At 31.2% G+C, this 20,997-nt stretch carries 19 protein-coding genes and 1 riboswitch; of the genes, 3 read left to right on the top strand and 16 right to left on the bottom strand.

The features are described from left to right. The 8 genes from HPRAE_RS07165 to HPRAE_RS07200 all read right to left on the bottom strand — a co-directional run bounded on the left by HPRAE_RS07165 (position 1) and on the right by HPRAE_RS07200 (position 7,602). Positions 1–663: a potassium channel family protein gene (locus HPRAE_RS07165; RefSeq protein ID WP_014553551.1), complete on the bottom strand. Its 663-nt coding sequence runs from the start codon at positions 661–663 to the stop codon at positions 1–3. After that, on the bottom strand, positions 663–1,079 hold the full coding sequence (locus HPRAE_RS07170; protein ID WP_014553552.1) for a potassium channel family protein: 417 nt from the start codon (positions 1,077–1,079) through the stop codon (positions 663–665). Before HPRAE_RS07170 ends, HPRAE_RS07165 begins: the two co-directional genes overlap by 1 nt. Further along, entirely contained in the window at positions 1,080–1,775 is a 696-nt protein-coding gene (locus tag HPRAE_RS07175; protein WP_014553553.1) for a response regulator, read from the bottom strand. Continuing rightward, a complete protein-coding gene (locus tag HPRAE_RS07180) occupies positions 1,765–2,172 on the bottom strand; it encodes a response regulator (protein WP_014553554.1) in 408 nt (135 codons plus the stop codon). The genes HPRAE_RS07175 and HPRAE_RS07180 overlap by 11 nt, the downstream gene beginning before the upstream one ends. After that, entirely contained in the window at positions 2,165–3,991 is a 1,827-nt protein-coding gene (locus HPRAE_RS07185; RefSeq protein WP_014553555.1) for a HAMP domain-containing sensor histidine kinase, read from the bottom strand. The genes HPRAE_RS07180 and HPRAE_RS07185 overlap by 8 nt, the downstream gene beginning before the upstream one ends. A 28-nt stretch (positions 3,992–4,019) precedes the next feature. Continuing rightward, a complete protein-coding gene (locus tag HPRAE_RS07190; RefSeq protein ID WP_014553556.1) occupies positions 4,020–4,673 on the bottom strand; it encodes a potassium channel family protein in 654 nt (217 codons plus the stop codon). Positions 4,674–4,693: 20 nt separating this feature from the next. After that, on the bottom strand, positions 4,694–6,016 hold the full coding sequence (locus HPRAE_RS07195; RefSeq protein WP_041606987.1) for a TrkH family potassium uptake protein: 1,323 nt from the start codon (positions 6,014–6,016) through the stop codon (positions 4,694–4,696). Between the two features lie 95 nt (positions 6,017–6,111). Further along, positions 6,112–6,242, bottom strand: a riboswitch (cyclic di-AMP (ydaO/yuaA leader). A gap of 100 nt (positions 6,243–6,342) precedes the next feature. Beyond that, positions 6,343–7,602, bottom strand: a complete 1,260-nt coding sequence (locus HPRAE_RS07200; RefSeq protein ID WP_014553558.1) for a transposase — start codon at positions 7,600–7,602, stop codon at positions 6,343–6,345. Positions 7,603–8,019: 417 nt separating this feature from the next. On the opposite strand from HPRAE_RS07200, the gene HPRAE_RS07205 reads away from it, so the two are divergent. After that, positions 8,020–8,454: a Dps family protein gene (locus HPRAE_RS07205; RefSeq protein ID WP_014553559.1), complete on the top strand. Its 435-nt coding sequence runs from the start codon at positions 8,020–8,022 to the stop codon at positions 8,452–8,454. Between the two features lie 108 nt (positions 8,455–8,562). Here HPRAE_RS07205 and HPRAE_RS07210 read toward each other — a convergent pair whose 3' ends face one another. The 8 genes from HPRAE_RS07210 to HPRAE_RS07245 form a co-directional block, all read right to left on the bottom strand. Then, positions 8,563–9,366: a MurR/RpiR family transcriptional regulator gene (locus tag HPRAE_RS07210; protein ID WP_014553560.1), complete on the bottom strand. Its 804-nt coding sequence runs from the start codon at positions 9,364–9,366 to the stop codon at positions 8,563–8,565. 21 nt (positions 9,367–9,387) lie between these two features. Then, positions 9,388–10,029 carry an N-acetylmannosamine-6-phosphate 2-epimerase gene (locus tag HPRAE_RS11235; RefSeq protein WP_014553561.1) on the bottom strand — a complete coding sequence of 214 codons (642 nt, stop codon included), beginning with the start codon at positions 10,027–10,029 and terminating at the stop codon, positions 9,388–9,390. Next, positions 10,030–11,541, bottom strand: coding sequence for a PTS transporter subunit EIIC (locus tag HPRAE_RS07220; RefSeq protein WP_014553562.1), 1,512 nt, complete (start codon positions 11,539–11,541; stop codon positions 10,030–10,032). A 158-nt stretch (positions 11,542–11,699) separates the two neighbouring features. Next, a complete protein-coding gene (locus HPRAE_RS07225; protein WP_014553563.1) occupies positions 11,700–11,975 on the bottom strand; it encodes a metal-sensitive transcriptional regulator in 276 nt (91 codons plus the stop codon). A 43-nt stretch (positions 11,976–12,018) separates the two neighbouring features. Then, positions 12,019–14,511, bottom strand: coding sequence for a heavy metal translocating P-type ATPase (locus HPRAE_RS07230; protein WP_014553564.1), 2,493 nt, complete (start codon positions 14,509–14,511; stop codon positions 12,019–12,021). 66 nt (positions 14,512–14,577) lie between these two features. Next, the gene (locus tag HPRAE_RS07235; RefSeq protein WP_014553565.1) at positions 14,578–14,787 is read right to left on the bottom strand and encodes a heavy-metal-associated domain-containing protein; all 210 of its coding nucleotides are present in this window, start codon (positions 14,785–14,787) and stop codon (positions 14,578–14,580) included. 258 nt (positions 14,788–15,045) lie between these two features. Then, positions 15,046–16,980, bottom strand: coding sequence for a copper-translocating P-type ATPase (locus tag HPRAE_RS07240; protein WP_014553566.1), 1,935 nt, complete (start codon positions 16,978–16,980; stop codon positions 15,046–15,048). A gap of 130 nt (positions 16,981–17,110) precedes the next feature. Next, positions 17,111–17,596: a flavodoxin family protein gene (locus HPRAE_RS07245; protein WP_014553567.1), complete on the bottom strand. Its 486-nt coding sequence runs from the start codon at positions 17,594–17,596 to the stop codon at positions 17,111–17,113. Between the two features lie 288 nt (positions 17,597–17,884). On the opposite strand from HPRAE_RS07245, the gene HPRAE_RS07250 reads away from it, so the two are divergent. Beyond that, positions 17,885–19,144 (top strand): YeeE/YedE family protein, encoded by a 1,260-nt coding sequence (locus HPRAE_RS07250; protein WP_014553568.1) that lies wholly within the window; start codon positions 17,885–17,887, stop codon positions 19,142–19,144. A 56-nt stretch (positions 19,145–19,200) separates the two neighbouring features. Beyond that, complete coding sequence (locus HPRAE_RS07255; protein ID WP_014553569.1) at positions 19,201–20,898, top strand: FAD-dependent oxidoreductase; 1,698 nt, start codon at positions 19,201–19,203, stop codon at positions 20,896–20,898. Positions 20,899–20,997 lie beyond the last annotated feature (99 nt).

Genomic DNA, 20,997 nt, shown 5'->3' on the forward strand with positions numbered 1-20,997 from the left:
TTATTCTTCACCACCAAAAACTTTAATTGCCTCTGCCTGCTCTTCAGGTAAAGAAATAATAACTATTTTATCCCCAGCCTGAACTTGAGAGCCACCACGAGGGATTGTTATATCTCCATTACGAACTATACCACCTAAAACTATAGTTAAAGGTAAATCAATTTCTTTAATCTCCTTGCCTACAGCATCAGATAAGGGAGAAACTTCAACTTGGAAAATACTTAATTTTCCCTCTTCAATCATAGTCAAATTACTAACATCTTCTGAAACTACACTCTGCTCGATTATAGAGCTAATTAAATCAGTAATATTAAAAATACCAGTAATACCTAAATTATTAAATAATTCTTCATTTTCTGGATTATTAACTAAAGCAGTTGTTCTTTCAACTCCAAAATATCCCATTGCCATTTTACAAATAAAAAGGTTATCATGGTCTTTTTGAGTCAAAGAAACTAAATTATCAGCCTTATAAGCTCCAGCATCTTCTAAAACAGATTTATTTGTCGCATCACCATAAACAACTGTTGCATTAATTTTTCTTGCTAAATCTTCAGCTAATTTTTGATCTTTATTAATAATAGTCAAAAAATGACCTTTTGAAATAAGTTTTTTGGCAAGGTGATAAATTAATTTACCTCCACCAACTAATATTATATCCACTATAAACTCATCCCTTCTTGCTCAATTTTACTAATCATATTATCTGCTAAAAGAGAAATTTGAGAAAAACTTTCAACTTTATTTTCATTTTTATACATTTTTTCTACAGCTGGATCAATTGTTCGAACCATTATTCTAGGCACATCAAAATTTATTTTTGCCATTTGTGAAACTAGATAATTTATTTGATCATTACCAGTACTTACAATTACTAAATCAGCTGATTCTATTTTTCCCTCTTTTAAAATATCATTTTCAGCTGCATCTCCCTCAATTTGAAAACCAGAAAAATCAACTGGAAGTAAAGAAAAAGATTCTGCATTATTTTCAATCACAACTACTTCATGACCTGAACGAGATAGGTTACCAGCTAATAAAGAACCAGTCCTGCCACAGCCAATAATTACTATAAACATTTAATTTTCCTCCTCATCATCTCCAAAGTTAATCTTATCTAAATTAATAGATCCCATTGACTCACCAGCTCTTTCAATATTATCATTTGCTGGTTTATAAGCTGGATTTAAAGCAAGAGCAGCTCTATACATTTTCATAGCTTCTGCCTGTTTATGCTGCATTTCATAAATAATTCCTAAAAGATTAAAAGGCTCTGGCTTTTGAGAGTCTAAAGAAGTTGCTTGCCGTAGCATTTTCTTTGCTTGAGTAAAATCTCTTTTATTAATAGAATTTTTAGCAAGCATTATATATTCCTCAAAACTTTCTACTTCCTCACCACTATTTTCAACTTTATAACGTTCAAATACATCTTCTACTATTCCAATTATTTCTTCTGGTTTAAAAGGTTTTCTTAAATAATCAACAGCACCTAATTTTAAAGTTTCAACTGCTGTTTCTACACTACCATAACCAGTAATCATAATAACCTTAGTTTCAAAATTATCATTAGCAATTTCTTTTAAAAATTGAATTCCATCCATTCCTGGCATTTTCATATCAAGCAAAATAACGGGAATTTCTTCTTCCTTTAAGATACTTAACCCATCTTCACCATTCACAGCGGTTTCTACTTGATAACCAGCTTTTTTCAAAGCTGTTTTTAAAGTTAAACGAATATTTTTTTCATCATCTACAATTAATACTTTATTCTTCATTATTATTAACCTCCTTCTTATTTTCCTCATTCTTTTCTGAAAAAGCTTCTTCAACTGAAGCCAATAGATCACCTTGACTGATTGGTTTAACTAAAAAGTCTTCTGCCCCCAAAGAAATAGCCTTCTGTACATCATCTTCCTCTGATAAAGCAGATAATATAATTACAGGGATCTCTTCTGTTGCTGCATTACTTTTAAGTGCTTCTAAAACTAAAAAACCATTCATTTTTGGTAATCTTAGATCAAGTAAGACTAAATCAGGATTAGATTCATTTGCTTTTTCAACTGCTTCCAATCCATCAATGGCATAAACAATATCAAAACCTGATTTTTCAAGACTCTTACCAACTACTAGTCTAATATTTTTTTCATCATCTACTACTAATATTTTATTCATTATTTCCCTCCTGATAACCAAAGCGAGGAATATAAAAAGAGAAAGTAGAACCATTACCTTCTTCACTTTCCACCCAGATTCTACCATTATGAGCAGTTATAATTTCCTTTGAAATAGCAAGACCAAGTCCTGTACCACTTTTCTCATTTTTATCATTACCAGCTCTTACAAATTTATCAAAAATCTTTGATTGATATTCCTTTGGAATTCCAGGACCATCGTCAGTTACTGAGACCAAAACCCTTCTTCCTTTTACCTCTGCCTTAATTTCTATTTCACCATTATCTGCATAGCGAAGTGCATTTCCAATTAAATTAGAAATAACCCAACTAACTTTAGTAGGATCAGCCCAAGCAAAAATATTATTCTCTTGCTTATTAAAATTTAAAGCTATCTCTTTTTCTTTTGCTTGTTTATAAAATGGATCTAAGGTTTTTTCTACAATTTCATTAATATTAACCTTATCAAATTCCATCTCAATTCTACCAGATTCAATTTTTGATAAATCAAGCAGATCATTTACTAATCCAGTTAACCTCTCAACATCTTCATAAGCAGCTTCTAATAGTTCTCTCTGTTCTTCATTCAGTTTTCCTGTATCTTCATTAATTACCATGCTTAACCCCATATTCATCGAAGTTAAAGGAGTTCTAAATTCATGTGAAACAGTGGAAACGAATTCAGATTTCATATTATCAATCTCTTTTAAATTAGTAATATCTTCTAAAAGAGTAACAGTAAACTGATATTCTTCATCCTCATCTACTACTTTGTTAGTAGAAATACGATAATGTTTTTCTTTTCCATCTTTTGTGAAATTAAAAATATTTTTTTCTTTTTCTTCCGGATTTTTTATATATTCAAATATTTCTTCTGCTTGAATAACTTCTAAAAAATGAGTGTTTATTATATCTTTATTAAGAGAGAACAACTTTTTTGCTACTTCATTAATTAAAACAATTTTATGATCATGATCAGTCACAATCAAAGGATTATTTAAATTATTAACTACTGCTTCTGATTTTTCTTTTTCCATTAGTAACTTCTTTATATTTATTTTTTCATATTCTTTTAATTTTGAAATCATCTCATTAAATTCATTTGCTAAAGAACCAATCTCATCTTCAGATGCCACTTCAACATGTTGTTGAAAATTTCGATCTGCAACTTCTTTAATTCCTTTTTCTAATTCTTTAATTGGTTTTAAAATTTGTTTTGTTAAGTAAAATACAAAAATCAAAGAAAAAATGATTACAGTTGAAGCTAAAACTAGAGTATAAATTATTGCCTGATTAGCCCTACTATTAGCATTTTTTTGAGCATCAACCATCGCTTGTCTATTAAGTTCTCTTAATTCTCTAATATCATTTTTAATTTCATTAAAATAAGGAAGTAAATTTTCATTATATATTTCCCAGCGTTTTTCTTCTTTAGAATTATGAAATTCATCAAAATTAGAAATAAATTTAAAATATTTGGTATTAATTTTATTTAAAATTTCTCCTTCACCTGCTATAGTTATATTATCTTCTGCTCTAGCTAACCAACTATAGAATTCTTTTTCATTAATTCTAAATATTTCTCTACCTTTTTTTTCATTTGATCTCAAAAGTAAAAGTAAAGAACTATCTTGTCTTTCAATAGATTCTACCATACTATCACTAGCTTTAATACTTCTATAATTTTCAACTAAAATATCATTAATTGCATTTGACAGGGTTTCAAAATTATAAATACTCCACCCAACAACTCCAGTTATAATTATAATCATAACTGCAAAACCTAAAAGTATCTTTGCTTTTAAAGTTTTAAAATTCATATTTTACACTTCCTTATAGAAATATTATCTAATTACCAAAATTCTTCATTTTTTCTAAATTTTCATTTTTACCCATTAAAACAAGCTTATCTCCTTCTAATATTTTATCATTTGCTCCAGGAGATATATATAATTGTTCACCTCTTTTGATAGCCATTACATTAACATCAAAATTAGCCCTTAATTCTAATTCTTTTAAAGTCTTGCCAATCATTTTTCCACTAGCTAAGATTTCAATCACTCCATATTCTGGGGCAAATTCTATATAATCTAATACATTAGATGAAATTAGATTCTGAGCTATTCTAGCCCCCATATCTCTTTCAGGATAGACTACTCTATCTGCTCCAACTTTAGTTAAAACTTTTCCATGCAAAGTATCAGGAGCTTTTACAATTACATATGGTAAATTTAATTCTTTTAAAATTAAGGTACATAAAATATTTGCTGAAACATTATCTCCAATACTAATAATTGCTACATCAAAATTCCTTACTCCTAAAGTTTTTAATGTTTCTTCATCAGTTGCATCTGCTTCCACAGCATGAGTAACATCTGAACTAATTGCCTGTACCTTTTCGGGATCACAATCAATTGCTAAAACATCATGTCCATTTTCTGCTAAAGTTTTAGCAACACTAGTTCCAAATCTTCCTAATCCTACAACAATAAATTGTTTCATTTATTCTCCTCCTATCAAAATTAACCAACCATTACTTTTTCAGTTGGATAGTGATAATTTCCTTTTCTTACTCTCTCTCCAAAAGCTAGTGCTAAAGTTAAAGGACCAACTCGCCCAGCAAACATAGTTATAGTTATTAAAACTCTACTAATATCAGATAGCTGACCTGTAATTCCAGTAGAGAGTCCTACTGTACCAAAAGCGGATACTGTTTCAAATAAAATATCAATAAATTGAAAATCTTCGACTATAAGTAGGATTGTAGTTACTAAAATAACTAAACCTGCAGCTAACATGGTAATTACAAAAGCTTCATAAATAATTTTCTTTTTAAACCTACGATTATATACTTCAACATCTTCTTTACCTATAATCATATTTTTTAAAGTAGCTAACATTACTCCAAAAGTTGTTGTCTTGATTCCACCACCAGTTGAACCAGGTGAAGCACCAATAAACATTAAAATAATTATTATAAATAATGAAGATTGTTTTAAAGCTCCAGTAGCTACTGTATTAAAACCAGCAGTTCTTGGAGTAACTGATAAAAACATTGCCCCCAGTGTTTTATCTAACAGAGGTAATCCAGCCAGTGTATTATCATATTCTAAGATGAAAAAGACAATAAAACCAAAAATCAACAAAGAAAGAGTAACTATAAGTACAATTTTAGTCTGTAAAGTTGACTTTTTAAATTTAATTCTATTATAAGCTTCTACCATTACTCCAAAACCAATACCACCTAAAATAATTAGAGCCATGATAACTAAGTTAATTGTTAAATCACCAGTGAAATTTTCCAGACTATTACCAAAAAGATCAAAACCAGCATTATTAAAAGCAGAGACAGAATGGAAAATTGCTAGATATATTGATTTACCAGTTGGATAATCTTTAAGAAAACGAAAAAATAAAATTACAGCTGCACTTCCTTCAATAGCAAAAGTAAATCCTAATAGATATTGAACCAGTCTGACCATTCCCGAAATTTGATATTGATTCAAATCTTCTTGAATAATTAATCTTTCTTTTAAACTAATTTTTTTGCCAATAATAAAAGCAAATAAGGTTGACATCGACATAATTCCAAGTCCACCAATTTGAATCAAAAACATAATCACCGTTGAACCAAAAGTTGTAAAAGCCTCTTTAGTATTAACTACAATCAGACCTGTTACACAAGTTGCAGAGGTAGCAGTAAAAACAGCATCGATTGCTCTTAAACCTTGACCATCTGTAGTAGCAATTGGCAGCATTAAAAGTAATGCACCTAAAATAATTACTACAAAATAACCACTAACTAAATATTGAGCTGGAGTTAGATTTTTTTTGCTAATATTCATCATTTTCTCTCCTAATTTTAATTTTAAATTATAAATTAAAAAAACACCACAGATAGACTGTAGTGCCAATAATCCAATTACGCCATGACAGGCAGTCTGTCCTTTAACTAGGTCTACGGAGTTAGCTGTCGGGCTAGAAGTAAAAGGTCTTCTTCTATATATAAAATATAGATTAGCCCCAAAAATGGGTCCCCCGTTCTCAATTGAGATTAGACAACAGATATATATTTGCTTTTTATTAATTAAACCATATAATTAAATAATTGTCAACTTAACAAATTAATGAGTTTCCCCATTTTTTAAAATAGCAAAAATTATCCTTACCGTCATAATGGTAAAGAGAGTCTTAATTTCTTTTGTGATCGTCTTTTTTTGTAATAACTCTTTAAAAAAGAAGCTATTCCAGTGTAGGATTTAGCCAGTATTTCTCTGATTCCATCAGCCAAAGCATAGTATTCAAAGTCTGGTATATCAAATATTCTTTCTGAAACTTTCTTAACAAATACTCTAAGCTTAGTCTTTTTCTGATTGGAAAAAAGAGCTAAAAATCCTATGGTTATTGATAAAATTAAATCTAAATTTCTGATTTTCTTTAATGATCTAACTCTAAAGTTTTCAAAGTCAAATTTTTGTTTTTTAAACCTAAAATATTCTTCAATTCTCCATCTTTTAATATACGCTTTTAAAACTGCCAGAGTAAGTCGTTTAGAATTAGGATTTAAATTTGTGATAATCATGGTTGGATTAATACCATGTCCTCTGACAATTACCATAGTTAATTCAGTATCTTTTAAAGCAGGTAATTTAATTGGAGCATAGCTAAATTTTAGCTTTCGCTCTTTATTGTTCTGATTTCTATAACGGTAGGCATATTTTCCCTTATAGAGAGCAGCTACTTTTTTGATATTTAAGCTTTTACCCTTATAGATAACATTGCGGTTTCCTTTAGCTCTAATTACAAAATCTTTATTGCCCTCAGTAAAATATTCATAATACATATTGGCATCATAGCCTCTATCAAGGGCATAGATACCCTTTTTTCCAAAGTGTTTTTCTACAAAGTCAAGACCTTTTAGAGCTTCTATATTTCTGCTTTTAAATCCAGATTCTAGACTTGAATAAATATGAGAATATACTTCAACAGGCAGTGCTTTTTTATCAGTTAAAGCAGTTATTTCAAAAGTGTCGTAGCCTTTTTCAGTTTCACCTTTACTGCCGTCTCTAACTCGATCAAGAGCTTCTAGTTTTTTACTGTATGGTTTAACTACATCTGATTTGTCACAGCAGAAAACAGTATTATCATCAATATGAGGTTTTACCTCTTTTATATATTTTCCAATCAAGTCTTCCTGTTCATCAAAATTTTCAAGATTTCTGGATAAACGCTCAACGGTCTTTTTCAAAAGATTATCTTCTTTTAAAGATCTGCCAATATTACTTAAAAGTACTGATTGACTATCTAAAAGTCCGTAAATCATTTGAGATATGAATTTAGTTTTAGGTTTTGATAAATCTTTGGATATTTTTTTAGAGAAATTACTTACTTTTCGTTTAATTTCATAGATTAATCTGGTATAATTAGTCATGGTGAAACAACTCCTTTTTGGTGTTATTTGTCTGCAAACTAATTATACCAAAAGAAGGAGCTTGTTTCACCTTTTTTGCTTAATCTGTGGATAATCTATTTTAAGGGTTTCTAAGAGTTAATTATCCACAATTTTGACTGTTGATAACTTTGAGTTTTTGCTATTTTAAAAAATGGGGAAACTACTTAACAAATTTATTTATTTAACTTATTTTACCTAAAAATATAATTATTTTACTTTTATATAACTATTTATTTGAATTTTTAAATAAATCTGTTATAATTAGATGTGGACCAATCAACTATCTATTTTTTTTAAAAAGAGGGGCAATCAGCTTGACAAAGTTTAATTAATGTATTATTATATAGATAGTTGATAATAATAATCATTACTAATAAATAACAGGAGGAATTTTTTATGAAAAGTTATGAAAAAATGAACACTTATTTAGCAAATCTAGCAGTTTTAAACACTAAGTTACACAATTTACACTGGAATGTAGAAGGTAAACAGTTTATGCAAGTTCATAATTTTACTGAAGAACTTTATGATGACTTCTTTGAAAAATATGATGAAGTTGCAGAAATCTTAAAGATGAAGGGTGAATTTCCTTTAGTAAAACTTAGCGAATATCAAGAAGCATCTACAATTAAAGAGTTAGAATCTAAAAAATATGGTGTGGATGAAGTTTTAAATGAAGTTCTAGCTGATTTAAAAGAAATGAAAAAATTAGCTACAGAAATTAGAAATGATGCTGATGCAGCTGATGATTTTGAAGTAGTTGGGGAATTTGAGGATCATGTAGCTGGTTACAGTCAAAATATTTGGTTTGTAAGATCTATTTTAGCATAAATTAATAAATTTAAGCTAAAAAGATGGAGCTGAAAAGCTCCATCTTTTTTATGCAATATTAAACTGGATTAAGATTTCTTATCAACTTGCTGTATAACAATTACTAAGTTAATCACTTTTAAGAATTGTAGAAACTGTTTTACTGTATTTATTATTAATATCTTTGTCCTGTAATAATACTGTACAAATAATATCTAATAAATAGACTACAGAAAATTGTGAATTAATAAACCTCTGCTGATCAACAAAGGCAATATTATAAATTAAAGCCTCTAAATTAGCATATTTTGCAGCCTCAGTATTTTCAAAGCTGGTAATCAATAAAGTTTTAGCTTTATTTTTTTGAGCAATTTTCAAAGATTCAACTATTTCTTTTGTTTGACCAGAAATAGAAATTGCTATAACAAGATCATTTTCTGAAATAATAGCACTATTTATTTTCATTAAATGAGAGTCTGTAATACTGGAGACATGAAAACCCATTCTAAGCAATCTAAGTCTCATCTCATCTGCAGTTAAACCGGAACTTCCAATCCCATAAATATAAATTTTTTCAGCAGATTTAATTTTATCGACTAAACTAATAATTTTATTTATATCGACTAACTTTTGTGAGTTATCAAGCACTTCCTTATAATAATCAGTTATATTAACAAATAAATCGTCAACTTCTGTATCTTGATGCAAATAATTAGAACTATTAATCTGCATTTTTAACTCTACAAAATTTTTGGCTCCAACTTTTTTTGAAAACCTGGTTATAGTTGCCGTTGAAGTTTCAGTCTTTTCTGCAAGCTCAGTAATACTCATATCCTTAACTTTAGCTTTAGATTCTAAAATATATTGGGCTATATCTGTTTCTTTATTAGTGAATTTATTAAACTGTTTCTGTATATCTATTAATATATCCATTTTTAACCACCCTATATTATTTTACAATTTATTTACAGCATCCACAAATTTCTTAGCAATTTTTTGAGGTCTTGTAATTGCTGAGCCAACAACAACTGCATAAGCACCCATTTCAATTGCCTTAGCTGCTTTTTCAGGAGTATCGAAATTACCCTCTGCAATTACTGCAGCCTCAGTCTCTTTGATCAAAGTTTTAAGTACTTCAAATTTATCTACATTTTTAGACTGTTTTGTATAACCAACCAGAGTTGTACCTACATAATCAAAGCCTAATTCAGCAGCTCTTAAGCCTTCTTCTACAGTTGAAATATCTGCCATAAATTTTTGCTCAGGATATTTAGAAATTATTTTTTCTAAAAAATTTAGCTCCTGGTCAATAGTAGCATCAACTGCAATTGTTTCTATCTCTTCTGAAATTAACTCCTCAACTTCCTTTAAAGTAGGTGTTATATAAGCTTTTTTAGCTTCATATTCTTTTTTTATAATTCCAATAATCGGCAGCTCAACTGCTTTTTTTATTGCCTGAATATCTTCTACACTATTAGCTCTTATCCCAACAGCACCTGCCATTTTTGCAGCTGCCGCCATTCTACCCATAATAAATGAACTGTGTAAAGGTTCATCTTCTAAAGCCTGACAAGAAACTATTAAACCTTTATTCAATTAAATCACCTTTCTATCTTCCAGAATATCTTCAATATTTTGTTTAAGTGGATCAGCTAAGGCACCAAAAATTGCCTGCACTCCACCTTTCACCTCTAATACACCTGTAGCTCCTAATTTTTTCAATTTAGTTTTATCAACATTATCTTTATTATAAACAGAAACTCTTAATCTTGTAATACAGGCATCTATTTCTTCAATATTTTCTCGACCACCTAAGGCATCTAAAACAGCTTTTGATTTTTCAAATAATGAATGATCTCCGTTAACTGCTTCTACTTCTTCCTCTTCCAGATTTTCATCTCCTCTACCTGGGATTGCAACATCAAATTTTTGAATTAAAAACCTAAATGAGAAATAGTATAATGCTGACCAGATAGGTCCAACAATTAGAACATAGATCCAGTTAGTAGCAGCATTTCCCTGTAAAACTCCAAATAAAAGATAATCGATTAAACCACCTGAAAATGTATTTCCAATAGAAATATTTAAAATATCAGCTATTGCAAAAGATAAACCATCAAAAATAGAGTGAATTACATAAAGCCAGGGAGCAACAAAAAGAAACATAAATTCAATTGGTTCAGTAATTCCAGTAATAAATGAAGTTAAGGCAGCACTGAAAAATAATCCTACAACAGCTCCCCTTTTTGATTTTTTAACTGTGTGATACATAGCAAGAGCACCAGCTGGTAAACCAAACATCATTGTTGCAAAACGACCGGCAAAAAATCTAGTTCCCTCTGTAAAAAGTCCTGTATGATTTGGATCAGCAAGTTCGGCAAAGAATATTTTTTGAGCTCCAGCAATAGTTTCTCCTGCAACCTGAGCAATACCACCTAACTCTGTATACCAAAATAATGGATAGATCATATGGTGCAGACCTACAGCTCCACTTAACCTTAATAAGAATCCGTATAAAAAGGTACCAATAACTCCAAAACCAGCTATTGCCTGACCAGCACTAACTAACCAATCCTGAAAAGTTGGCCAGGTCATAAAGAAGACAAATCCAACAGCAATAGAAGCAAATGAAGATACTATTGGTATAAATCTTGAACCACCAAAAAATCCTAAGAATCTTGGTAATTTAATATTTCTATAGCGATTATGTAAAAATGATACCATAGTACCAATTACTATAGAGCCAACAACACCTGTATCAATACTTTTAACATCTACATTAAAAGCAGTTATCATTCCATCAATTGAAGCATTCATAACTAAAAAAGCAACTAAACCAGCCAGAGCAGCTGTTCCTTTATCTTTTTTAGCCAGTCCCAGTGATAAACCAACAGTCATAATCAAAGCCAGATTACCAAAAACAATACTTCCAGCAGAAGACATAATTGCAAATAAGGCCTGCAGCCAGCCAATATCTAAAAATGGATAAGCCTGAACAGTGTTTGGATTTGAAAGTGCACCACCAATTCCGAGCAATAGACCTGCTGCTGGCAAAATTGCAATCGGCAGCATAAAAGATTTCCCAATTTTTTGTAGTTGTTTAAACAAAATATTTCCTCCTTTTGTAATTTATTTTCATATTATTTTTTTTATGAAAATAAATTTCATAAATAGAGAATAACACAGCTCTTTTTAATAATCAAGATTTTTTTTACAATTTTCCAAAAAAAAATCAGAAGCCGCTAAGGCCTCTGATTAAATATAGTTTATTTAGTAAATTTCTCCACCACATTCATTAACTCATCAATAATTTCGTCTCCTTGTTCATTTTTAACAGCTCTCTGAACACAGCCGTGAACATGTTTATCAAAAATTTTGAGGCTAACTTTTTTAAGCCCACCTTGAATAGCATTAATTTGATTTAAAATATCCACACAATACTTTTCTTCATCTATCATTCTCTGGATACCCCTTACCTGTCCTTCTATTCTTTTCAGGCGATTTGTTAGCTCTTTTTTATCTAATTCACATAAAGAATTCATATGATCCCCCCAAATTATATTTGCTTAGCTAATATTTAAATTTTTAATCATTTTTATATTCAGCTTGAACATTTTCTCTTCTTAACAAATTAGCGTTTGTGACTACACTAATTGAACTAGTAGCCATTGCCATTTCTGCAATTACCGGATGTAACAAACCTAAAATAGCAACCGGAATTGCAATTAAATTGTAGAAAAAGGCCCAGAATAAATTCTGTTTAATTTTTCTAAAAGTGGCTCGTGATAATTTAACTGCTGTAATTACAGAAGATAAATCTCCACGAACAAGGGTAATATCTGAGGACTCAATTGCAATATCTGTACCAGTACCAATTGCTATTCCAACATTTGCCTGAGTTAAAGCTGGTGCATCATTAATTCCATCACCAACCATGGCAATAACACCAAATTCAGATTGCAGTTCTTTTACCTTATCTACTTTACCATCTGGCATAACTTCGGCAACTACATGATCAATTCCAACTTCTTTTGCTATCGCCTCTGCTGTACGCTGATTATCACCTGTGATCATTGCTGTTTCTAAGCCTAGTTTTTTCAGTTCAGCAATTGCTTGAACCGAATCTTCTTTTAAAGCATCTGCTACAGCAACTATCCCCAACATTTTACCAGCAGCTGCAACTAGCATTGCAGTTTTAGCTTCATTTTCCAATCTTTGTAATTCAGCTTCAAAATCAGAACTATCTATTCCAGCTGACTCCATTAATTTTCTACTTCCAACAAGTACCTCTTTACCATCAATTTCTGCTTTAACACCTTTACCAGTTACAGAATTAAACTTTTTAATTTCTTTTATTGCAATCTGCCTATCTTTGGCCCCTCGAACTATTGCTTCTCCTAATGGATGTTCAGAACCAGCTTCTACACTTGCAGCCAGCTGCAGTAATTGCTGTTCACTGCTGTTTGAAGCTGTAGTTATATCTGTTACTTCAGGCTTACCTTTAGTAATGGTTCCAGTTTTATCAAAAACAATTGTGTGAACATCTTTCATAGTCTGAATTGCTTCACCTTTACGGATTAGAACTCCATTTTCAGCTCCAATCCCACTTCCTACCATCAATGCAGTTGGAGTTGCCAGTCCTAAAGCACAGGGACAAGCGATTACTAAAACAGCAATTGTTGCAAAGATTGCCAGAGTAAATGTACCTAAAGTCGGATCAACCCAAGGTAGAAATGACTGTGCCCAAAATCCAACTTCTCTTAGACTTTCTGGAAATAATAACCAAAGCACAAAGGTAGAAACTGCTATAATCAAAACAGTGGGAACAAAAATCCCTGTTATCTTATCAGCAAATTCCTGAATCGGAACTTTAGTTCCTTGAGCTTCTTCAACCATTTTTACTACTTGAGAAAGAAAAGTGTCTTTACCAACTTTTGTAGCTTTTACCTTAATCAGTCCATTCTGATTAACTGTAGCTCCAATTACCTCATCTCCCTCTTTTCTTTTAACAGGCATTGATTCTCCAGTGGCCATTGATTCATCAACTGTTGTTTCTCCTTCTACAATTTCTCCATCAGTAGGTATTTTTTCTCCTGGTTTAATCAGCATAATATCTCCAGGCTGTACATCCTCAATTGCTACTTCTTTTTCATTACCATTTTCAATAATTGTTGCAGTTTTGGCTCCCAATTCAAGTAATTTTCTAATTGCTTGAGAGGCTCTCCCCTTAGCAGTTTCTTCTATAAAACGGCCTGTTAAATGGAAAGCCATAATCATTGCAGAAACACCTGCATAATTAGCAATTGGAGTAAAAAAGACTGCAGGTCCAGTAATAAAGGCTGCACCTGTACCCATTGCGATTAAAACATCCATATTAGCACTTCCATGAGTAATTGCCCGATAAGCAGTTACAAAAGTTTTACGACCGAAAACAAAAAGTGGTGGAATTGCTAAAATAATCATTCCTAAATTAAAGATTTGCATATTAGGCCAGGCAATACCGAAGAACATTTCTGGAATCATCCAGAGCATAATTGGAATTGTAAAAGCCCAGGTACCCCACATTTTCTTTTTTGCTTTTTTAACTTTTTTCATGTCATCACTGAGTTCATCTTCATCATTTTCATTTTCTTTCTTTTGTTCTTCATCTTCAAATCGGGCCAGTTCATAACCAGCATTTTTCACAATTTCTCGAAAATCATTTTTGACTAGTATTTCTGGATTATATTCTACACTACCCTTTTCAGTTGCAATATTCACATTGGCCTGATAAACACCTTCGCTTTTATTTAAAGCCTTCTCTACTGCTGAAGAGCAGCTAGCACAGGTCATTCCATCTATCTTAAAAGAAGTCTTTGCTTTCTCTTCTTGAACACCATAACCACTATTTTTAATAGTTTCAATTAAATTAGTTCTATTATTTTTTTTAGGATCAAAAGTTATATAAGCCTTTTCAGCAGCAAAATTCACCTGAGCTTCACTAACTCCAGCTGCTTTATTTAAAGCTTTTTCTACTGTTTGAGCACAACTAGCACAGCTCATATCTTTTATTTTTAAAGTTATTTTTTTATTTTCCATTTTTCTGCACCTCCATTAAATTTATTATACCCCCACTATGTATATTTAAATTAAAATTTTTTAAAGTTATACAGTTTTTATATAATCGTAGCCAGCTTCTTTTACAGCTTCTTTTAACTTATCTTCTGCTACCTCTTTTTCCATCTCTATTACAGCTTGACCCTTTTCAGCATCAGCTTCTGCAGAAATAATCCCATCAATTTTTTCTAATTCCTTTTTAGTATGCATTTCACAGTGTTCGCAAGACATTCCTTTAATCATAATTGTTTTTTTCATTTTATCACTCCTTATACTTTATACATGTAGGGGGTATAAATAATACTAACATTGACAACAGCTTATGTCAAGCTTAATTTATTTTTTAAGCTCAATTTCTTTACTATATACCCCTAAGCAGTATCTTAATCATAGTTTATCACTCAGGATTGATAATGTCAAAAAACTCAGCCAACTAAAAACAAATTTGACTGAGTTAATAATCTTTAACAGACATTATTAATTTTTATATTTCTATTATACTAAACTTAACTAAACTTAAAATTTTAACAACTTAGCATTGATTGCTACAATCACTGTACTCATTGACATCAACACTGCCCCAACTGCAGGAGAGATCATTATTCCAAAACTTGCTAGAACACCTGCTGCCAGTGGTATTGCAAAGGCATTATAACCTGTAGCCCAGAATAAATTCTGAATCATTTTCTTATAAGTTAAGCTGCCAAATTCGATCAGCTTTAATACATCAAGTGGATCACTTTCAACCAGAATAATATCTGCAGTTTCAGCTGCAACATCAGTACCAGAACCAATTGCAATTCCGATATCTGCTTTTGCAAGAGCAGGTGCATCATTAACCCCATCACCTGTCATAGCAACAAATGCTCCTTCAGCCTGTAGTTCTGTTACCTTTTTTTGTTTCTCATCTGGAAGTACTTCGGCAAAATAATCCGTCAGGCCGAGTTCATTACTTACATATTCAGCAGTTTTCTGATTGTCTCCAGTCAGCATCTTAACTTTTATTCCTCTATCTTTAAGTGTCTGTACTGCCTCATAGGAGCTTTTTCTAATTTGATCAGCAAGTCTGATCATTCCAACTAAATTGCCAGCTTCTAAAATGAAGACTTCGGTAAATGGACCTGCTTTTAAAGCAGACTGAGGTACTTCTATTTTATTTTCTTTCAGAAAACCAGGAGAAACGGCCTTGAAATCTCTGCCGTCAATTTTTCCAATTACTCCTTTACCTTTAATAATCTCAAAATCATCTACTTTCATTAGTTCAACTTTATCTGTTTCTGCTTTTTTTACTATTCCCTTTGCAATTGGATGTTCTGATTCTTGTTCCAAAGAAGCTGCTTTCTGCAAAACATCTTCCTCATTATATTCACCTGTAAATGTTTCAACTGCCTCTACTCCAAATTTGCCTTCAGTCAGGGTCCCTGTTTTATCAAATAAAACTGTATCTATTTTACGTGCATTCTCAAAAGCCGTACGATTGCGAATCAGTAGACCATTTTTAGCAGATAGTGTAGTAGAAACAGCTACCACCAGGGGAATCGCAAGTCCTAAGGCATGAGGACAGGTAATGACCATTACTGTAGCCATCCTTTCAATTGCAAAAGCTAAATCTCTTGTAATATAAAACCAGCTACCAAAGGTTAATGTACCTGCTGTAATGGCAATTAAAGTTAACCACAAAGCAGCACGATCTGCAAAATTTTGGGTTTTAGATTTAGCAGCCTGAGATTCTTTAACCATTTCTATAACCTGAGACAAGTAACTCTCATCCCCAGCTTTTTCTATTCTAATTTTAATTGAGCTGTCACCATTAACAGATCCACCTATTACTTCCTCATCTTCTCCTCTTTCTACCGGTTCTGACTCTCCGGTTAACATTGATTCATCTATATAAGAATTCCCTTCATAAATCAATCCGTCAGCTGGAATTTTTTCTCCAGGTTTAACTAAAACTTGATCACCTTTTTTTAATTTTTTTATTTTAACTTCTTTAACTTCTCCCTCAATAATTTTATGGGCTTGGTCAGGCATCAATTTTGCCAGTTCTTTTAAAGCCTGGGAAGCCCCCATTACTGAGCGCATCTCAATCCAGTGACCTAGAAGCATAATTACAATTAAAGTTGCCAACTCCCAGAAGAAAAATCTACCTTCTAGCCCAAAAACTACTGCAGAACTATAAAAATAAGCAACCGAAATGGCCAAAGCAATCAAAGTCATCATACCTGGCTGTTTATCGCTTAATTCATCTTTTAAGCCTGATAAAAAGGGCCAGCCACCATAAAAGAAAATTACAGTAGAAAGCAAAAATAATAAATATTGACTGCCTCGAAATTCTAAGTTATAAGCTAAAAAACCTTGAATCATAGGTGAAAGTATTAAAATTGGAACTGTAATAATTAAGGAAATTTTAAAACGCTCTTTAAAATCCTCTAACATTTTTTGATGATCCATTTTAGTACCTCCTACTTAAAACTCAATTTCTTTAATTATAATTATATACCTCCTAGGAGTATCTTAAGTCAAGTATAACACTCAGGATTAAGCATGTCAAAAAGTTCTTCCTTAGCAGAAGAGCCTTAATTTATTTAAATAATTCAACAGTTTTTTGAGCAATTCTCCTACCAAAAATAGCTGCTCTTTCTTTTTGAGATTCAGAACCAGCCTGAATACAAACAACTCCAAAATGGGTATAAGGATGACCCGCAGCAGCTCCTGCTGAATAAACCAACATTCCTTTTACAAGTAAATGACTAATCATTGTTAATAGTGCATTATCAGCTCCACCACCAATAAAGTTTTCAGTTGCAAAAACAGCCCCTAATTTACCTTTGTAGTCAATTTTTTTATTTTGATCTAAAAATGACTTTAACTGCCAACTTATATCACCACTGTAAGTTGGACTCCCTAAAATAATTGTTTGAGAGGAATTAATGAATTCAGGCTCAAATTCATCAATTGACATTGTTTTTACTTCAACCTTTTCAACTTTTAAACATCCGTCTTTAATAATTTCAGCTACTTCTCTGGTATTACCACTTTCACTGTGATAAATTATAGAAATTTTCATTTATAAAATACCTCCTTTTTTTAATTCTATTCTTTTTTAATTATATAGCTCATAATTTAGACTGTAAAGTTTTTAGTTTAATTTATCTAATATAAAATAAAGTTATCCAACATAAGATATTATTATTTTAGTATTATTAATAAATAGTATATAATTATTATAGTACTTGTGAATAATATTATTAGTTAAAAAGCAAATTTACAAATTATTTAATTATTTTTTGTTTAGATTTGCGAATTTTAGAACAAAGTAAAAATTAAATTAGCAAAACAAGGAGGGAATTTTTAAATGAAAAAATTTGAAAAAATTATTGGATTTATAATTATAATTATAATCCTCGCAGCAGCCAAATTTTGGTTAAAAACCGATCTTTTATTTTTTAGATTATTAATGGGAACTGGTTTGGGATATTCTTTAGCCAGAGCTTATACGGGTTTTGCAGGTAGTGTAAACAGAGCTTATAGAACTGGCTCAACCAAATTAATGAGAACTTTAATGTTTATGTTTTTTATTACAGCTCTTTTAATGACTGCCTTTTTGTTTGGTAAAGATCCAGCTAGTTATAATTTATGGATTAAGCCCATAAATCTTGGTCTGATCTTAGGTGGTTTTCTCTTTGGCTTCGGAATGTCAATTTCTGTTTGTTGTGCAAGTGGAGTTCTAACTGATTTACCACAAGCTCTACCAAGAGCATTTACAACGTTAATCTTTTTTATGATTGGAGTTTTTGTTGGTTTTCCAATTCAATATACAGCTAGTTGGGTGCAAGATTCCTGGTTTAGTTCTTATATTGGTTATAGGACAATGGGGGGGATCTTTTTACCAGACTTATTTCAAGGAGATGGCTTTGAAGGTTATTTAGGTGGGCTCTTAGCTCTTGCTGGCTTATGTTTGATTTTCACTATTTTATCTTATATGTATGAAAGCTATAAGAAAAAAACAGGCCAATATAGTGGTTTAGAAATTGAAAATATTCAGGAAAATTTAGAGCCTATAGACTTAAAGAATTTTAAATTATTTAGTGCTGATACTTATTACCATCTATTTGAAAAACCCTGGACTTTAAAACAGGGAGGAATTGCCTTAGCAATTATTGTCACTATTTTAATGGGAGTAACTGGCTATGGCTGGGGGGTCTCTCAACCATATGGTATTTGGTTTGGTAAGATACTAATGTTTTTTGGTATTTCAGCTCAAAGCTTAGCTGAGTTTACTAAACTATCTGCTCAAACATTTAGAACTCCATTTTTCGAACATCAAATTTCTGTTCAAAACTTTGGTATTTTAATGGGAGCAATTATTTATCTTCTAACTGCTGGTAAATTTATAGAATTTTTTAATTCTGAATTAAATATCAGTAAAAAACAAACTCTAATGTATGCTTTAGGTGGTTTATCAATGGGATTTGGAACTCGTTTAGCCCAAGGTTGTAATGTTGGTGCTTTATATACACCAATCTCTAACTTTTCTTTATCTGGTTGGGTTTTCCTAATCTTTATGATTGTTGGTGGTTTTGTTAGTAATAAATTTAGTGAAAAAATATATTAAAATTTATTTATTTAAAGAATAAGATAATAAAAAGTTATAATACAGGAGGAATAAATATGAATAAGAAAATTTTAATTGTTGGGGGAGTAGCTGGAGGTGCTGGAACTGCTGCTAGAGCTAGAAGACTGGATGAATCAGCAGAAATTATTATGTTTGAGCGTGGTTCACATGTTTCTTTTTCTAACTGTTCTTTACCATATCATCTAAGTGGAATTGTTAAAGACTGTGATGATCTAGTTTTGATGTGTCCTTCAAAGTTTGCAGAACAATATAATATAGATGCTCGCGTTAAGAGTGAAGTTGTTAAAATAAACAGAGAAGAAAAAACTATTGAAGTTAAAAAATTAGATACTGGTGAAATTTATACTGAAGCTTATGATAAATTAGTCCTCTCACCTGGTGCTAATCCAATTAAGCCACAAAGCATTAAAGGAGTAAATAATGAAAATGTATTTACTATTAGAAATGTAGATGATATTGACAAATTAAATAAATACGTTAAAAATAATAATGTAGAAAATGTAGCAGTTATTGGTGCTGGTTATATTGGAGTTGAAATTGCTGAAAATTTTGTTCATAATGATAAACAAGTAGCTTTAGTAGAAGCTATGGATCAAGTAATGCAGCCTTTTGATTTTGATATGGCCCAGATTATTCAAAAAGAATTACATGATAATGGCGTAAATGTAGTTTTATCAGATCCATTGACTGAAGTGAAAGCTGACCAGGTAGTTTTAAAATCTGGTAAAAAAATTAAAGCTGAAGCTGTTGTCTTAGCAATTGGGGTTAGTCCAGAAACAGAACTAGCAGAAGCAGCTGGACTCAAAATTGGTGAAACAGGTGGAATTGAAGTAAATCATAATTATGTTACAAGTGACCCTGATATTTATGCTGTTGGTGATGTAATTGAAGTTTATTCTAAAATTGCTCGCAGCAAAACAAGATTACCACTTGCTGGTCCAGCTCAAAGACAAGCCAGAGCTGCAGCTAATCATATTTATAATATACCTAATAAAAATAATGGAGTTATTGGAACCTCTGTAATTAGAGCTTTTAATTATAATGCAGCTGCTACTGGATTAAATGAAAAACAGTTAAAAGAAGCTGATATTGCTTATGACTTTGTTTATATTATCCCTACAGATAAAGTTGGTTTAATGCCAGATGCTAATCCTTTACACTTTAAACTAATCTATGAAGTACCTACTGGCAAAATCTTAGGTGCTCAAGCTGTTGGTAAAGGCAATGTAGATAAAAGAATTGATGTTATGGCAACAGCTATTTTAATGGATGCTACTGTAGAAGATCTAACAGAATCAGAGCTTGCTTATGCACCTTTATTCTCTACTCCCAGAAATGCTGTTAATCAATCAACTTTAGTTGCTACAAACTTAATTAATAATCGTTATCGCCAAGTACCAGTAACTAAAGTCAGAGAACTAGTAGAAAATGATGCTTTGATTATTGATGTCAGAGAAAAAGACGAATATCAAGCTGGTCATTTAATAAATGCTGTTAATATTCCTTTAAGTGAACTGAGAGAAAGAGCTGACGAAATTCCACATGATAAACCTGTCTATCTTCACTGCCGCTCAGGCCAGAGAAGTTATAATGCAGTTTTAGCTCTCCAAGGTAGAGGCTTTGATAATGTAATTAATATTTCTGGATCATTTTTAGGAATTTCTTTTTACGAATATTTCTTAGATCAAACTACAGATCGAAATAAAATAGTTACTGAATATAATTTTAACTAAATATTAAATTTAAAATTTGATTTTTCTCAGAATTAAACTAGTTAACTAGAAAATATTTTAAGACCATCAGCCTTATACTGGTGGTCTTTTTAATCATTT

The organism is Halanaerobium praevalens DSM 2228, from assembly GCF_000165465.1.
In the GTDB taxonomy this organism is placed as follows: Bacteria; Bacillota; Halanaerobiia; order Halanaerobiales; family Halanaerobiaceae; genus Halanaerobium; species Halanaerobium praevalens.

Excerpts from the sequence above, each read along its gene's own strand:
- HPRAE_RS07190 (WP_014553556.1), bottom strand. The coding sequence starts at position 4,673 with ATGAAACAATTTATTGTTGTAGGATTAGGAAGATTTGGAACTAGTGTT.
- HPRAE_RS07230 (WP_014553564.1), bottom strand. The coding sequence starts at position 14,511 with ATGGAAAATAAAAAAATAACTTTAAAAATAAAAGATATGAGCTGTGCT.
- HPRAE_RS07195 (WP_041606987.1), bottom strand. The coding sequence starts at position 6,016 with ATGAATATTAGCAAAAAAAATCTAACTCCAGCTCAATATTTAGTTAGT.
- HPRAE_RS07180 (WP_014553554.1), bottom strand. The coding sequence starts at position 2,172 with ATGAATAAAATATTAGTAGTAGATGATGAAAAAAATATTAGACTAGTA.
- HPRAE_RS07200 (WP_014553558.1), bottom strand. The coding sequence starts at position 7,602 with ATGACTAATTATACCAGATTAATCTATGAAATTAAACGAAAAGTAAGT.
- HPRAE_RS07245 (WP_014553567.1), bottom strand. The coding sequence starts at position 17,596 with ATGAAAATTTCTATAATTTATCACAGTGAAAGTGGTAATACCAGAGAA.
- HPRAE_RS07175 (WP_014553553.1), bottom strand. The coding sequence starts at position 1,775 with ATGAAGAATAAAGTATTAATTGTAGATGATGAAAAAAATATTCGTTTA.
- HPRAE_RS07170 (WP_014553552.1), bottom strand. The coding sequence starts at position 1,079 with ATGTTTATAGTAATTATTGGCTGTGGCAGGACTGGTTCTTTATTAGCT.
- HPRAE_RS07255 (WP_014553569.1), top strand. The coding sequence starts at position 19,201 with ATGAATAAGAAAATTTTAATTGTTGGGGGAGTAGCTGGAGGTGCTGGA.
- HPRAE_RS07210 (WP_014553560.1), bottom strand. The coding sequence starts at position 9,366 with ATGGATATATTAATAGATATACAGAAACAGTTTAATAAATTCACTAAT.
- HPRAE_RS07235 (WP_014553565.1), bottom strand. The coding sequence starts at position 14,787 with ATGAAAAAAACAATTATGATTAAAGGAATGTCTTGCGAACACTGTGAA.
- HPRAE_RS07185 (WP_014553555.1), bottom strand. The coding sequence starts at position 3,991 with ATGAATTTTAAAACTTTAAAAGCAAAGATACTTTTAGGTTTTGCAGTT.
- HPRAE_RS07250 (WP_014553568.1), top strand. The coding sequence starts at position 17,885 with ATGAAAAAATTTGAAAAAATTATTGGATTTATAATTATAATTATAATC.
- HPRAE_RS07225 (WP_014553563.1), bottom strand. The coding sequence starts at position 11,975 with ATGAATTCTTTATGTGAATTAGATAAAAAAGAGCTAACAAATCGCCTG.
- HPRAE_RS07240 (WP_014553566.1), bottom strand. The coding sequence starts at position 16,980 with ATGGATCATCAAAAAATGTTAGAGGATTTTAAAGAGCGTTTTAAAATT.
- HPRAE_RS07205 (WP_014553559.1), top strand. The coding sequence starts at position 8,020 with ATGAAAAGTTATGAAAAAATGAACACTTATTTAGCAAATCTAGCAGTT.